At 58.1% G+C, this 14,740-nt stretch carries 9 protein-coding genes and 1 tRNA gene; 9 read left to right on the top strand and 1 reads right to left on the bottom strand.

The window, feature by feature from the left end; all coding sequences use genetic code 11:
• Positions 1 to 107: 107 nt before the first annotated feature.
• From mfd to OZY47_RS03430, 9 genes are all read left to right on the top strand, one after another.
• Complete coding sequence (gene mfd / locus OZY47_RS03390; protein ID WP_277179121.1) at positions 108 to 3,629, top strand: transcription-repair coupling factor; 3,522 nt, start codon at positions 108 to 110, stop codon at positions 3,627 to 3,629.
• Between the two features lie 374 nt (positions 3,630 to 4,003).
• A complete protein-coding gene (gene eno, locus OZY47_RS03395) occupies positions 4,004 to 5,299 on the top strand; it encodes a phosphopyruvate hydratase (RefSeq protein ID WP_277178755.1) in 1,296 nt (431 codons plus the stop codon).
• A gap of 107 nt (positions 5,300 to 5,406) precedes the next feature.
• Positions 5,407 to 6,036, top strand: a complete 630-nt coding sequence (locus tag OZY47_RS03400; RefSeq protein ID WP_277178757.1) for a septum formation initiator family protein — start codon at positions 5,407 to 5,409, stop codon at positions 6,034 to 6,036.
• Between the two features lie 416 nt (positions 6,037 to 6,452).
• Positions 6,453 to 6,989, top strand: a complete 537-nt coding sequence (locus OZY47_RS03405) for a DUF501 domain-containing protein (protein ID WP_277179123.1) — start codon at positions 6,453 to 6,455, stop codon at positions 6,987 to 6,989.
• Positions 6,990 to 7,109: 120 nt separating this feature from the next.
• Positions 7,110 to 8,138, top strand: a complete 1,029-nt coding sequence (locus OZY47_RS03410) for a Ppx/GppA family phosphatase (protein WP_277178759.1) — start codon at positions 7,110 to 7,112, stop codon at positions 8,136 to 8,138.
• A gap of 206 nt (positions 8,139 to 8,344) precedes the next feature.
• Positions 8,345 to 8,425: transfer RNA gene (locus OZY47_RS03415), tRNA-Leu, on the top strand.
• A 414-nt stretch (positions 8,426 to 8,839) separates the two neighbouring features.
• Positions 8,840 to 9,736, top strand: coding sequence for a KilA-N domain-containing protein (locus OZY47_RS03420; protein WP_277178761.1), 897 nt, complete (start codon positions 8,840 to 8,842; stop codon positions 9,734 to 9,736).
• Positions 9,737 to 10,070: 334 nt separating this feature from the next.
• Positions 10,071 to 10,934 (top strand): hypothetical protein, encoded by an 864-nt coding sequence (locus OZY47_RS03425; RefSeq protein WP_277178763.1) that lies wholly within the window; start codon positions 10,071 to 10,073, stop codon positions 10,932 to 10,934.
• 459 nt (positions 10,935 to 11,393) lie between these two features.
• Positions 11,394 to 12,347 (top strand): hypothetical protein, encoded by a 954-nt coding sequence (locus OZY47_RS03430; RefSeq protein ID WP_277178765.1) that lies wholly within the window; start codon positions 11,394 to 11,396, stop codon positions 12,345 to 12,347.
• 550 nt (positions 12,348 to 12,897) lie between these two features.
• Here the strand turns inward: OZY47_RS03430 and OZY47_RS03435 are convergent.
• Complete coding sequence (locus OZY47_RS03435; protein ID WP_277178767.1) at positions 12,898 to 14,565, bottom strand: InlB B-repeat-containing protein; 1,668 nt, start codon at positions 14,563 to 14,565, stop codon at positions 12,898 to 12,900.
• Positions 14,566 to 14,740 lie beyond the last annotated feature (175 nt).

Raw genomic sequence — 14,740 nt, forward strand, 5'->3', positions numbered from 1 at the left:
ATAGGGCAAATAAGGTAAGCGACTCAGACAAGGCAAGCAAAACGACGGCCGAGGCCACGGCCAAAGGTACCGCAAACAGTAATGGCGGCGAACGCGCGGCCGTGAACATGAACGGCTCGCTTTCGGCGTTCCTGGAGCGCTTGGAAGACGACGAGGCCTTCCGCGACCTGCTTTCCGGCGACGTGGAGGCCCCCGAAGGCGCCGGCGACCAGGCGATCATCGTCGGCGCGCCCAATGGCATCCGTCCGGCACTCGCTGCGGCCAAGGCCCAATACGCGCCCGTCGTGCTCGTCGTCTCGTCGAGCCGCGAGGCCGAGGAGACCGTCAACGCCATCCGCTCGTGGTATGGGGGCGATCCGGGCGAGGTCTGCCAGCTCGAGGCGTGGGAGACCCTGCCACACGAGCGCCTCTCGCCCCGCGCCGACACCGTGGCCAGCCGCATGGCCGTCTTCCGCAGGCTCTGCCATCCGCAGGACGGCAGCGAGATGTTCGGCCCGATTCGAGTCTTGGTGATGCCGGTCCGCTCGCTCATCCAGCCGGTGGTGGCCGGCCTGGGCGATGTGGAGCCGCTGGTTTTCACCATCGGGCACGAGCTGCCCTTGGACGAGGCCGTCTCAAGGCTGGTGGAGAACGCCTACACGCGCGTCGACCTGGTGGTCAACCGTGGCGAGTTCGCGGTGCGCGGCGGCATTCTCGACGTCTTCCCGCCCACGCTGCCGCACCCGGTGCGCATCGAGTTCTTCGGCGACGAGATCGACACCATCCGCCAGTTCCACGCCTCCGACCAGCGCACCTACGGCGACGACATCCAGACCATATGGGCCACGCCCTGCCGCGAGCTCCAGCTGACCGACAAGGTCCGCTCTCGCGCCAAATCGCTGATTGGCAAGATTCCCAACGCCGACGACATGCTGCAATCCATCGCCGACGCCATCCCGCTGGAGGGCATGGAATCGCTCATCCCCGCGCTCATCGACGACATGCAGCCGGTGGCCGGGATGCTGCCCGCCGACGCCGTGGTGATGCTCTCCGACCCCGAGAAACTGCGCCGCGCGGCCGCCGATCTGGCCAAGACCGCCAACGAGTTCCTCGCCGCCAGCTGGCACGTCGCCGCGAGCGGTCACGGCGCCGGCGCGCCCATCAGCTTCGACCAAGCCAGCTTCCTCGATTTCGACGAGACCATATCGTCCCTGGAATATTCGAACCACGAGGTCTGGCAGCTCACCAGCTTCGGCGTCGACGCCACCAGGCCCGGCCATATCGAACTCGACGCCAAGGTGCCCGAGGAATACCGTGGCGACGAAAAACGCGCCACATCCGGCGTCGAAGGCCTGATCGACGACGGCTTTGAGGTGAAGATCACCGCCGCCTCGCAGTCCACGCTCGCCCGCCTGCGCCGCGCCTTGGGTGAGACGGGCGTCACGCGCTTCGACACCATCGCCTCGCAGGCCCTCGACGGCTTCGTCGACATGGCCGCCAAGCTCGCCATCTTGACCGAACGTGACCTGACCGGCCGGACGAGCGCCGTGGCCCAACGCAAGACCTCGCGCCGTCGCCACAAGGCCATCGACCTCATGGAGCTCAAGGCCGGCGACTACGTGGTGCACGAGCAGCACGGCATCGGCCAGTTCGTCGAGATGCGCCAGCGCACCACCGGTGTGGGCGCCAACCGCGCCACCCGCGAATACCTGGTCATCCAATACGCGCCCTCCAAGCGCAACGCCCCGCCCGACAAGCTCTTCATCCCCACCGACCAGCTCGACCTGGTCTCCAAGTACATCGGCGCCGACAAGCCCAAACTCAACAAACTCGGCGGCTCCGACTGGGCGCAGACCAAGGCCAAGGCCCGCAAGCACGTCCACGAGATCGCCGACGACCTGGTCAAGCTCTATTCTGCCCGCCAGCAGGCCAAGGGCTTCGCCTTCAGCCCCGACACCCCATGGCAGAAGGAGCTCGAGGACGCCTTCCCTTACCAGGAGACCGCCGACCAGCTCACCGCCATCGACGAGGTGAAGGCCGACATGGAGCGCCCCGTGCCCATGGACCGCCTCATCTGCGGCGACGTGGGCTTCGGCAAGACCGAGATCGCCGTGCGCGCCGCGTTCAAGGCCGTGCAGGACGGCAAGCAGGTGGCCATCCTCGCGCCCACCACGCTTCTGGTGCAGCAGCATTATGAGACGTTCACCGAGCGCTACGAGGGCTTCCCGGTCGACGTGGCCGCCATGAGCCGCTTCCAGACCAAGAAGGAGATCGGCAAGACGCTCGAAGGCCTGGAATCCGGCGAGGTCGACGTGGTGATCGGCACCCATAAGCTCCTCAATCCCAAGATCAAGTTCAAGGACCTGGGCCTGCTGATCATCGACGAGGAGCAGCGTTTCGGCGTCGAGCACAAGGAGACGCTGAAGGCGCTGCGCACCAACATCGACGTGCTCTCGCTTTCGGCCACGCCAATCCCGAGGACGCTGGAGATGGCGGTCACCGGCATCCGCGAGATGTCCACGCTGGCCACGCCTCCCGAGGACCGCCTGCCCGTGCTCACTTATGTGGGCGCCTACGAGGACGCGCAGGTCACCGCCGCCGTCCGGCGCGAGCTGCTGCGCGGCGGCCAGGTCTTCTACGTGCACAACCGCGTCAACGACATCGACAAGATCGCCGCCAAGATCCACGACCTGGTGCCCGAGGCCCGCATCGGCATCGCGCACGGCAAGATGGGGGAGAAACAGCTCGACAACATCATCCAGGACTTCTGGCACCGAGACATCGACGTGCTGGTGTGCACCACGATCATCGAGACAGGGCTTGATATCAGCAACGCCAACACTTTGATCGTCGACCACGCCGACCGCTTCGGCCTCAGCCAGCTGCACCAGCTGCGAGGCCGCGTGGGCCGTGGCCGCGAACGCGCCTACGCCTACTTCCTCTACGACCCGAGCAAGCCGATGACCCAGCAATCCCACGATCGCCTGGCCACCATCGCCCAGAACACGGCCCTCGGCTCCGGCTTCGACGTGGCGATGAAGGACCTCGAGCTGCGCGGCACCGGCAACCTCCTGGGCGGCGAGCAGAGCGGCCACATCGAGGGCGTCGGCTTCGACCTCTACGTGCGCATGGTCTCCGACGCCGTCGAGAAATACAAGGAGCCGGAACGCAAGGAGTCCGTCGCCGTCACCATCGACCTGCCCATCGAGGCGTCGATCCCGGTCGACTACATCGACTCCGACAAGCTGCGCCTCGAGGCCTACCGCAAGCTGGCCGGCGCCCGCAGCGAGAAGGACCTCACCGAGCTGCGCGAAGAGCTCACCGACCGTTACGGCCCGCTGCCCGAGGAATTCGACACCCTCTTCGACGTGGCCCGCCTGCGCCGCAAGGCCCGCGAACTCGGCATCACCGAGATCGTCACCCAAGGCAGCCGCGTCCGGGTGGCCAAGATAGACCCGCCGGAGTCGATGCAGATGCGCCTCTCGCGGATCTACAAGGGCTCGCAATACCGCCCCGTGACCCACACCTTGCTCATTCCCGCCCCGTTCGGCGGCTCGCTCGGCGGCAAGCCGATGACCAGCCCCGAGGTGATGGGCTGGGCCGACCAGCTGCTCGACGACCTCGCCTGGAAGCCCGGAACCGCGAAGTAGGAAAGGTCCCAAGAAAGTGGGGAAGTGGGTCCCGAAGTAGGTAGATCGCCAAGCAGTCGGTTGCAAGGCAATCGCTCATGCTCGCCTTCAAGCGGCACCGTCACGCTCGTGAACCTGAACAGCCATGCCTCGTGCCTGTTCGGTTCACGAGCGTTTTTGCCATTTCGGCACCTGCGTTGGCCTGCTGTTCCGTTGGCGTGCGTTTTTATATTTCGTAACAATAGTGCTTGCTGGCCCACCGCTGCTTTGCATTGATATTACAGGGATTATAGCAATGTGAGCGTTCACAATTATTGGCGGATTTTGGCGGTCTACGTCCAACAAACGCACTAATCTTGGAACTGTTAATGTAAGTCAAACTGTAAGGAGCAGTTGTGGCAGCTATTGAAAGCGTTTATGCACGCGAAATTCTTGATTCCCGCGGAAACCCGACCGTCGAGGTCGTTCTCGACTGCGTCGATGGCTCTCAAGGCTTGGGCCTGGTTCCCTCCGGCGCTTCGACCGGCGAGGCTGAGGCTTGGGAGCGTCGCGATGGCGACAAGTCCCGTTACCAGGGCAAGGGTGTCCTCGACGCGGTGAAGGCCGTCAACGAGGTCATCGCCCCCAAGGTCATCGGCATGGACGCCACCGACCAGCGCGCCCTCGACGAGACCATGATCGAGCTCGACGGCACCCCCAACAAGGGCAAGCTGGGCGCCAACGCCATCCTCGGCGTCTCCCTGGCCGCGATGTACGCCGCCGCCGACTCCGCCGACCTGCCGCTCTACCGCTACATCGGCGGCACCAACGGCCACATCCTGCCGGTGCCGAACATGAACATCATGAACGGCGGGGCGCACGCCGACTTCGCCACCGACATCCAGGAGTACATGATCTCCCCCTACGGCTTCGACACATACAGCGACGCGCTGCGTGCCGGCGTCGAGGTCTACCACACCCTCAAGGGCATCCTCAAGAAGGACGGCCACGAGACCGGTCTCGGCGACGAGGGCGGCTTCGCCCCGAAGATGAAGACCAACGAGGACTCCCTCAAGTACATCGTGAAGGCCATCGAGGCCGCCGGCTATGAGCCCGGCAAGCAGATTGGTCTGTGCCTCGACGTCGCGTCCTCCGAGTTCTACAAGAAGGACATCGACAAGTACCACTTCGACGGCGCCGACCGCGATGCCGACTACATGCTGGATTACTACAAGGAGCTCGTCTCCAAGTACCCGCTGGTCTCCATCGAGGATCCATTCGCCGAGGAGGATTGGGGCGCCTGGCAGAAGATCACCGCCGCCATGGGCGATGAGCTCCAGTTCGTCGGCGACGACCTGCTCGTGACCAACCCGAAGCGTCTGCAGAAGGGCATCGACCTCAAGGCCGCCAACAGCCTGCTGGTCAAGCTTAACCAGATCGGCACCGTCACCGAGACGCTCGACGCCATCGAGCTCGCCACTGCCAACGGCTTCACCTCCATGGTCTCCCACCGTTCCGGCGAGACCTCCGACACCACGATCGCCGACCTGGCCGTCGCGAAGAACACCCGCCAGATCAAGACCGGCGCCCCGGCCCGTGGCGAGCGCATCGCGAAGTACAACCGCCTGCTCGAGATCGAGGAGGAGCTTGGCTCCACCGCCGAGTACGCCGGCTATTCCGCCTTCAAGGCCTGCAAGAAGTACGTGAAGTAGCCTTTTCGGCCGGGTTGGCGCACAAGGCGCACGCCCGGCCACGGCTTTTCGTGACGTTGCCCGTCGCATCCGCAGCAAGTCGAATGCGACGGGTAATTTTTTGTAATATGAGCACATCGAGTCGCAAGCGCGCCACCGGGCGCGGGACCGCCAAGACGAAGACCAAATCGAAGTCGAAGTCGGCGTCCTCCAAGCGCGACTTCGGGCCCTTGGCGCTGTTCGTTGTCGTGATCGTCGTGGTGCTGGGCGTCATCCAGCTGGCCACCACGATCTATAGCTACAGCCAGAGCCTCACCGAACTCAACGGGCTCAAACGCCAGGAATCGCAGCTCATCGCCAAGAAGGCGAACCTGGAGAACGACATCTCGCGCTGGAACGACAAGGCCTACGTCACCGCCCAGGCCAGGCAGCGGCTCGGCTTCGTCTTCCCCGGCGAGCAGTCGATTCACGTGGAGCACCCCGAGGCGGTCACCGGCGTGAAGCCCAAGAACGACACCAAGACGACCAGCACCGACCAGAGCTCGCGCACCCTGCCGTGGTACAGCGAGCTGGCGTATGGCTTCAAGAAGGCAGACGAGCCGCTGCCGAGCCAGCAGAAGGGCACGGTGACGGCGCCGGACCAGCAGGGCGACAAGGCGAAAAGCGGCCAGAAGCAGGACGCGAAGGACCAGCCGGATTCCGGTAACGGGCAATCCAAGTCGGGTTCGCAGAAGACCACGTCGGGCCCAGGGCACTGATTTCGGGGCCGGTGCGATAATGGATGGCTTCGGGCTTTACTGATTCCATAAGCAATGGTCTTGGAACAGCGCAGTGACATTCGGCGTCATATACGCTATGGATGTTAGATGGCCAGACGAAACAGACAATACGAAAAACCAGACAGACTAACCAGATAGACAAACGCGGCCAACGGATTCGGCGATCGCCGGATGCGTGGCACGAGGAGGACACAACGGTTTTGGAACAGCGGCAAGCACAAGCGCAACCAGCATCTGGCGATTCGGACGTCCAGCGGGCTTCGATCGCGCAACAGGCTCCCGACGCCCAGGGTCAGCGGAACGTGGAGCGTCAGACACCGGAAGCGGACGCTCAGCGCGTCCTCGCCGACCAGCAGGCCATTGAGCAAGAGGCCAAGGCGCTGGTCGACCGGGTGATGGCCGACCCGGCCACGGAGGACGACATCGCCCTGGTGACCAAGCAGCTCGGGCGTTTCCCGCGCGGCATGGTGGCCGTGGGCGCCCGATGCGTGTGCGGCAGACCCCTGGCCGTGATCACCCGCCCGCAGCTGCCCGACGGCACGCCGTTCCCGACCACCTGCTACCTCACCAGCCCCGAGGCCGTGAAGGCCGCCTCGCACGTCGAGGCCGACGGGTCGATGCAGCACTACACCGACTTGGTGCAGCACGACGAGGCGATCCACGAGCGCTATGAGCGGGCCCACCAGCTCTACCTCGTCTTCCGCCACGAGCTGGCCGTGCGCCTGGGCGACAGCGAGGAGCACATCGCCGGCACGAGCGCCGGTGGCATGCCGGTGCGCGTCAAATGCCTGCACGCCCTGCTGGCCCAGACGCTGGTGATGGGCGAGGGGGCCAATCCCATCGGCGACATCGTCATGGAGCGCATAGCTGCGGATTTCGACCCCAAGGTCTGCCGGTGCACCACGACGCTCGACGAGCCCGCGGGCAAGTAGCCACAACCAAATCAGCAAACCAAATCATCAAACGACGGTGACGGCCACCAGATAAGCTGGGTGGAGTCAACACGCGAGGTCACAGCGCGTCACGGCGCTAGAAATGCGGAGGAACCAAGGATGGATAACGGCGCGGATATTTCTGCGGAGGCCCCGGTGACGGTGGCGGGCATCGACTGCGGCACCAACTCGATCAGGCTCAAGATCTCCGAGGTGCGCCCCGACGGCACCACCAAGGACATCGTGCCGAGGCTCCTGCGCGTCATCCGCCTGGGCGAGGACGTCGACAAGAACCACCGCTTCTCCGAGGCCGCCCTGCAGCGCGCCTACACCGCCGCCCACGAGTTCGCCGAGGTGCTGGGCCGCCACCCCGTGGATGGCCTGCGCTTCGTGGCCACATCCGCCACGCGCGACGCCGCCAACCGCAAGGAGTTCGAGGATGGCATCGAGTCCATTCTCGGCGTGCGCCCCGAGGTCATCCCGGGCACGGAGGAGGCCGCCCTGAGCTTCCTTGGCGCCACCAGCGTCGTGCCGCGCGACGGGCTCACCGCGCCCTATCTGGTAGTCGACCTGGGCGGCGGCTCCACCGAGATGGTGCTGGGCGGCGACGGCAAGTCCGCGCCCGCCACGAAGGTGCAGCAGGCCTTCTCGATGAACATCGGCTCGGTGCGCATGACCGAGCGCCACCTGCGCCACGACCCGCCCACCGCCGAGGAGATCGCCGAGGCCACCGCCGACATCGACGAGCACATCGACGAGACGTTCGAGCATGTGCCGGCGGGCAAGGCGCGCACCATCATCGGAGTGTCGGGCACGGTGACCACCATGACCGCGCTTGTGCTGGGCCTGAAGGAATACGACCACAGCATGGTCGACGGCGTGCGTGTGCGCGACCAGGACGTCTTCGCCATCGACGACAAGTTCCTCAACATGACCCGCGCCGAGCGCTCCACCTACAAGACCATCCACCCCGGCCGCATCGACGTGGTGGGCGGGGGAGCGCTGATCTGGAACCGCGTGCTCGCCCGCATTTCCGAGGCCGCGCTCGCCGACCATGGCGAGGGCATCGACTCGTTCGTCTCCAGCGACCACGGTCTGCTTGATGGCATTGTGCTCGACTACGGCATGAGGCTGCTGGATCGGCGCTGAAGGGTGCCGAAGGGCACGTTTATTGCGTTGCTGAAAGGCTGAAACGCGTGCGTCATGTCCAGTCTCACTTTGCACTTGGACTGTCGTTAGATCGTCGCTAAAAGGCTGAAATGCGGGCTATACCAGCTCTCGTCTCGCGGCTCGGCTGCCGCTAGACAGTAGAGAGGATATGGCATAATTGATACTTGTCGGTTTTAGGCCGATGTGCCCCCGTGGCGGAATTGGTAGACGCAGCTGACTTAAAATCAGCCGCCATTGGCTTGTGGGTTCGAGTCCCACCGGGGGTACTTTTTCATGAATTTATTAATCCGTTGGAACCTAACGGTTTTCCCACCTCTGATGTTTCAGTCTGTATCCGAATGTTGCTCGGGTCTTGGCTACCTGAGGTCTCGGTAGCTTTGACTTTTCGATAGGCATTCCGCTTGAGTTCGCGGGACATGTTGAGCGCTGGATTGTCTTCATACGGTTCGTAAACTGCATAAATTGGAAATATCCAGGACGACGCGTCCACAATGAACATTGCAACTTATAAAAAAGGTCGGTATCTTGACAATTATGGATAATAATCATGCTAAGGAAGATGAAAGCGAGATTCCTCGCGATCAAAGTGCATATTATACACCTTTTTTTGAAAAATAAAAATAACCGAATTCGTACATATTTAGATGTGTATAAGTCAGTTTTGAGTTAGGAGAAGGGGAATGACGGTGGATAAGTCTTCTAGAATTCACGCCGAAGATGTGGACATTACAATTCATACCGTGTCTGGTCAGGATTTCATCTCTCTTACTGACATGGCCCGTCACCTTGGTGCGTCGCCGGGTGACGTAATTCGTCGCTGGCTGCGATTGGCGGACACCATAGACTTCCTTTCAGCTTGGGAGAGTCTTGCAAACCCGTTGTTTGATAAAGATGCGGCAGAAAGCATTAGAGGACAGGCCGGGAAGAACGTATTCAGTCTTTCTGCCGGAGAGTGGATCAGCAAGACGAACGCAATAGGAATTCGTTCTTCAAAAGGAAGAAACGGTGGAACCTACGCTCATACAGATATCGCGTTCGCGTTCGCCTCATGGATAAGTCCTGAATTCCATCTCTTCGTCATCAAGGACTACGAGCGTCTCAAGACCGCTGAGAAGGAACGTCTGGGGGTTGAATGGCATGCGCGGCGCGAGCTGGCCAAGACCAACTACCGGCTTCATACCGATTCGGTGAAGGGCATGATCGAAGAAAGCGGTATGTCTGGCTTCCGTGAGCGCCTTGCGTATGCTTCTGAAGCTGATGTCATTAATCTTGCCGTGTTCGGGCAGAAGGCGTCCTCGTGGAGGAAGGATCATGAGGGATGGAAGGGGAACATGCGTGACTATGCGCCTGCTTCCGAATTGGTCATCCTGCAGAATATCGAGGCGTTGAGCAGTGTGCTTATCCGTGAGGGCAAGAGTAAGGAAGAGCGTTTCCGCATTCTCCTTATGGAAGCTCAGCGGCAGCGCGAGGTCCTTAAGCCGGATATGCCGTCAATCGAGAAGATTCAGAGAATCATCGATGATTCTGAAAAGTCTGATAAGCGAATTGGTGACAGGAAAGAAGACTTGAACGACTGACTAGATTTGTCTGCAAAACACTGCCTACTCGTCCATGAGCTTGTCCATGCTGAGCATCACGACAGTGGATGCGAAATCGTGGACAAGGACGTCGAGAGGTACACCTGTCGCGAAACCGCTTTGCATCTCATCGATTCGGTTGAATACAAGAACTTTGAGAGCATATACGGCGAAGACGTGTATAAAATTGCTAATGAGCTGGACGTGACGGCCCAGATTGTCCAGTATTACCGTCGTTGCTCGCTGAGTTGTTGCCATTTCAGCGGCGGTACTTGGTCGAATTATAAAGTGTGGCTGCACGATAATGTGTGGTTGAGATAGAAAAGGGAAGGTAATGTCAAAGGAGAAGTCCCAGGCGCTGTTAGCGATGGAAGAGGCGAAGAAAGCTCATAAGCAGGTGAAAAACGAATATGAGCAAGCGGTTGCCTTGGCTGATCGTGCGGTGTCAAAAGCCCAACGTGCTCACGACAAGGCAGTCAGTTCCGCTGAATCGTTGCTGAATACGGAGAAAACGCGTCTGGACAAACCGATAGAGACAATTGGCAGCGCGAAATTATATTGGGATCATGTTCAAGAAGGGAAATCCTCTCTTGCGTTGGAAGATGGGATGACAGTGGAAGTTAATTCTTCCGGTAATGTCTATTCCACTGCCGCCACAAAAGGCAAGGTTGGCGTCAGCGTGACTGGTGCGGTTGTCGGAGGACTGATTGCGGGGCCTATTGGCGCTGTTGCTGCGGGAAAGAAGAATAAGGTCGACACGAAAAACTCCGTGCATGATAGTAGAAACCTTTTCATTACCTTACGAACGTCCTCGAACGCTTTGACGATTCAGTGCAATCCCGATAAAGAGAAACAAGCTCGCGATTTTGCCGATGCGATCGTTCGTGCCGCGGCGAACATGTCTGGTGTTTTTGAAGACCACACACGGAAGCTTGAAACCTTACAACAGCAAATTGCCGCCGTCCGAAATGACACAGCCGATATTGATGAGGCCGCAGCCGAATCTGAGGCCGTTAAAAATGATACGGCTGCAATGGATATGGCGCTGCAAACTTTCGAACAAGCTAAAGCTTTAGTGCCTGCTGATGAGCTGACTAATTATGAGCATGGCAAGAAGGTGCGTCGTAACGTTATCATTGCAGTTGCTGTGTTGATCATTGTGGTCATTGTTGTCTGCTGCATAATATTTCTGCGTTAACTGAGAAATGCCCTCGCCGAGAGTCAATCCGGCGGGGGCTATGAAATGGACTCAAATAGTCGGTCTATAGTCCAAAAAGTTGGTTATAATACTGGTTTGGTCTTACGGGTATAAGTGTTTTATATCGCTGTTTTTAACGTGGAAAATCGTCGGATGACTGATCTGTCCGGATATGGGTCATGAAGCCCCAATTGATGAACTCGATGTTGAGAAACCGCAGGGAACTACTATCCTGTTTTATCGGCAATTTGGGCAAAGGGCAGCATTATTAGGTATTTGGTGGTGTCAGGTAGTTTGCGCATTTCAGGTCGTGGGCTTTGAGTTGGAAAGGCATGGCCCTACCCCCCCCCAAAAAAAATCTTAAACTCAATTTATACAAACTATCGGATACTATCATATGCGATAAAATATTGTATCTATACAAACAATATAATATTGTTCAATATAGGAGATGATAGTATGTCAGTTGCTGATATCTCGGTCATTGTGTCTGTTTTAGCTTTTTTGGTATCTTTTGCTTCTTTCGGATGGACTGTTTATAAAGATAAAACCGAACGTGCAGATATAAATGAGTTAAATACCTGGAATACTTTGTTGGATAACAGCCCTGGTCAAGATCAGGTTTTAAAAAATGAGCAACAGGAAGTTGCGAATCGTATACGAGGTAAGGCGTTACACAGACAATTTACTAAGTATATTTACGATCATTTACCGCCTAAACTATCCGACAAAGAAGGTTGTGATAACCAACTTAAGTTAAGAGAGCGCGGTCCCATACGCTTTCTGAATTGGTTGTCGGTAGGTTTCACAGGAGGAATTTCCTTTGCGTTTATTTTTCTTTATTATGTTGTGGTATATACAAAGAGTGCACCCGGACAATCTTATAATCAGCAGGCAGCCCCGTTTCTTTTGCTGATGTTTTTGATATTCTTCGGAGTGGGAATATGTATTTGTTTGGCTTTACGCAAATTATGGATAAAAAGCATTGTCGAAAATGATTTTCCGAAATCACTTTTAGCGGCGAAATTGCAGGATGATTACAAGTCTGCCGCCTTTCAAGAACTGAAGGATACTGAGGAAAACTATACGCATTTAAAAACGAATCGGGCAATTTCGGTTAATGCTTTTATGGTAGGTATTTCATTTCCTCTGGTATTTTTGGCTGCGGCTCTTTCTGCTATGTGGAAGAATAATGCAATTCTTCATACATGTTCAATTTTGGGTTCCTACGTGGTTGTTTTCGGGATATTTCTATCGCTTATTTTTTTGATTCTCGATAGCTTTTTATCTGTATCTGTGAAAGAAAATGAGCTGGGAGAAATCAAAGAGGAAGACAAAGTCGAATCTGATCAAAAAACGGGTGGAGCTGATGAGGGTAAAAAGTGCGATAAATCCGCAAAGAAAGTGGTGTAATTGTGTTTTATTGCGATAGCTAAGGACTTGAGCTGCAATACTGATTCTTTAGAAACGAGAATTAAATCGAAGTGTTATCTATGGTGCGTTCTCTTATATGTTTCATAATTGCCAGTGTCTTCTTTTAGAATTTGATAGAAAGACGTCTATTGGGGGGGGTAGGTGATTGTGGAGATAATTAATGTTTATTGTGCTAGCTGTTGAATTTGCCGATTATTTCTGGGATGAAATGACTTGTATTGTCGGCTGGCTGCTCCGGGAAGGGCGATAAGCTGTGTTAGTTTCGCGCTGTTAGCTGTTAATGATGCGGTGAGTAAAGACGTCATCCAATCATCTTCTCGTGCTGCGAAGCGTTTGATGCGGGGTTCGCCTGAGGCGTGAAAAACGAAGAGTTCTACTGATGTGTGTAAGTAGGTTGTTTAAGGTGTGATGTCTTGCCAGAGGTTTTCGACCATCCTGTGGAATGGTGGATGGATGGTTCGTAGTTATTATGTACGACTGTATTGTGGGTCACTCAAGGTGTGGAGGGTGGCCCACAATGGTTTGCCGGTCAGTGGGTGTGGCGGGTGAGGAGGTGGCGGCGGGTGAGGTCGGCGCCCAGGGTGGTGATGGCGACGGCCAGTAGGGTGGCGATGAGCCGTGGTGTGCCACCGGTGAAGGGTAGAGCACTGACGGGTGGTGTGAGTCTGACGTGGTAGGTGTCAGATTCGTTGTTGTGGTCGTTGTAGCCGTTTGTTCCTGCGGTGTCGCTGACCTTGAGGTGGACGACGGAGCTGAGGCTGACGCTGGGTGGGATGGCGATGGTGAATTTGCCGTTGGCGTCGCTGGTGGCAGTGGTGGTGGAGTTGTCGGGCCAGGTGACCGTGATGGTGTCGCCTTCCTCGGTGGTGCGGTTGGGTTGGGTGCTGGCGTCGCCGCTGGTGTAGGCGACCCCGTGGAGTGTGTGTCCGCTGGGGATGATGTGTTCGAGGCCGGGCGCGACCACGTCGAGCTTCTGCTCGAAAGGAGGATCGGATGTCGCCGACTCCACATTGTCCGCCTGTTTTAGTTTCGTGGTGAACGAACGTGTCGCGCCATCGCCGACCAGGTCCTGATACAGCGACGAGGGGAACGTGGTCTCCCAGGCGCCCGTGGTCGAGACCGCGGGCTCGATTGTCTGATGAGAGCCGTCCGAAGCTGTCACGGTAATCTTGTCTCCGGTCCGTGTGCCGCCGTCGACCGTGCCCTTGACATGGATGCCATCGGTTTTCGCCTCGACATTCGTGATGGTGGGAGTCGGAACCGACCGCCACTGCGCATACAAGGTCGCGTTCCAGTAGACCCCATCAAGAGGCAGGGTGACCGATTGGTTCGGCTCGTACGCGATGCCGTTGCCGTCCGATTCCGTATTCCAGCCTGCAAATCTGTAGCCCGTGCGGCTCACGCTCGTCCCGTCAGGCAGTGACTTCTGCGGCAGAGGTATGGTATCGGGCCACTCATCGGGAGCGGACAATGCGGCAGGCGATCCGTCTCCACCGTTTCGGTTAAAGTTGACAACCGCTCCAGGCTTTCCCCACCACATCGTCTTCGTCGATGACGAGGAGCCCGTGCAATTATCATCGCTAGAATCCCCGTCCTCGCTTTTACCGTTATTGGAGGCTTGACCGCTGTTGGACAACCGTTGGCCGCTGCCGAGCCTGAGCATTCTCGCCGCTTCCAAACCCCAGTAGCCCGTATCCGTGGTATGTGAAAAGTCCCAGCCGGACAGGTCCAGCGCGAGCAAATCCGAATTCCAAGCAAACGCCGAATTCATGTCAGTTGGTGATATGTGCCAGCTCCCGACGCCGGAAATGACCTGATAACTCGAACCTCTGGGGTAGTCGGCGTTGAACGTGTTTTTCACACTGGTGACGTGGCTGGTGTCGATATGCTCAAGGCCGTCGAGCCTTTTGGCGTGCATCTGGCCGAACCAGCCTTCCAAGCTGGTCAGATTGGGGCCATTGTTCCAGTTTTCGAATGTGACCCAATTGGCGTGCTCCTTCTCATCGTGTTGTCGCCATGGAAGGGCGGCTTCGCTGGGGGTAGCGGCATCGCTGTAATTGTGGTTGATATAGGCGTTGGTGACTTTAAAATGGCAAGTCGCGTCGAACGTCCAGTCGATGTAGTCGCCTGCCGGACCGCCGTGGTCCGAGCCCAACCAATGGCCGGACGCCGGGGTGCACGTTGATTGCGGGCCCACAAATCCCCTCACCGGAGGGGCAGAGCTCTGCGTTTCTTGGGGAGTGGGACTGGATGGCGTGGACGATGGTCCTGTTGTGCTGGAACTGGAGGAGAAGGTAGATTGGTGAGATGTGCTAGAAGTTAGCGAATCCTGCGGGGGGGGGTGGCTTTCGATGCCTCTGACGTCACGGGAA

This window comes from Bifidobacterium sp. ESL0790 (assembly GCF_029395435.1).
Taxonomy (GTDB): Bacteria; Actinomycetota; Actinomycetes; order Actinomycetales; family Bifidobacteriaceae; genus Bifidobacterium.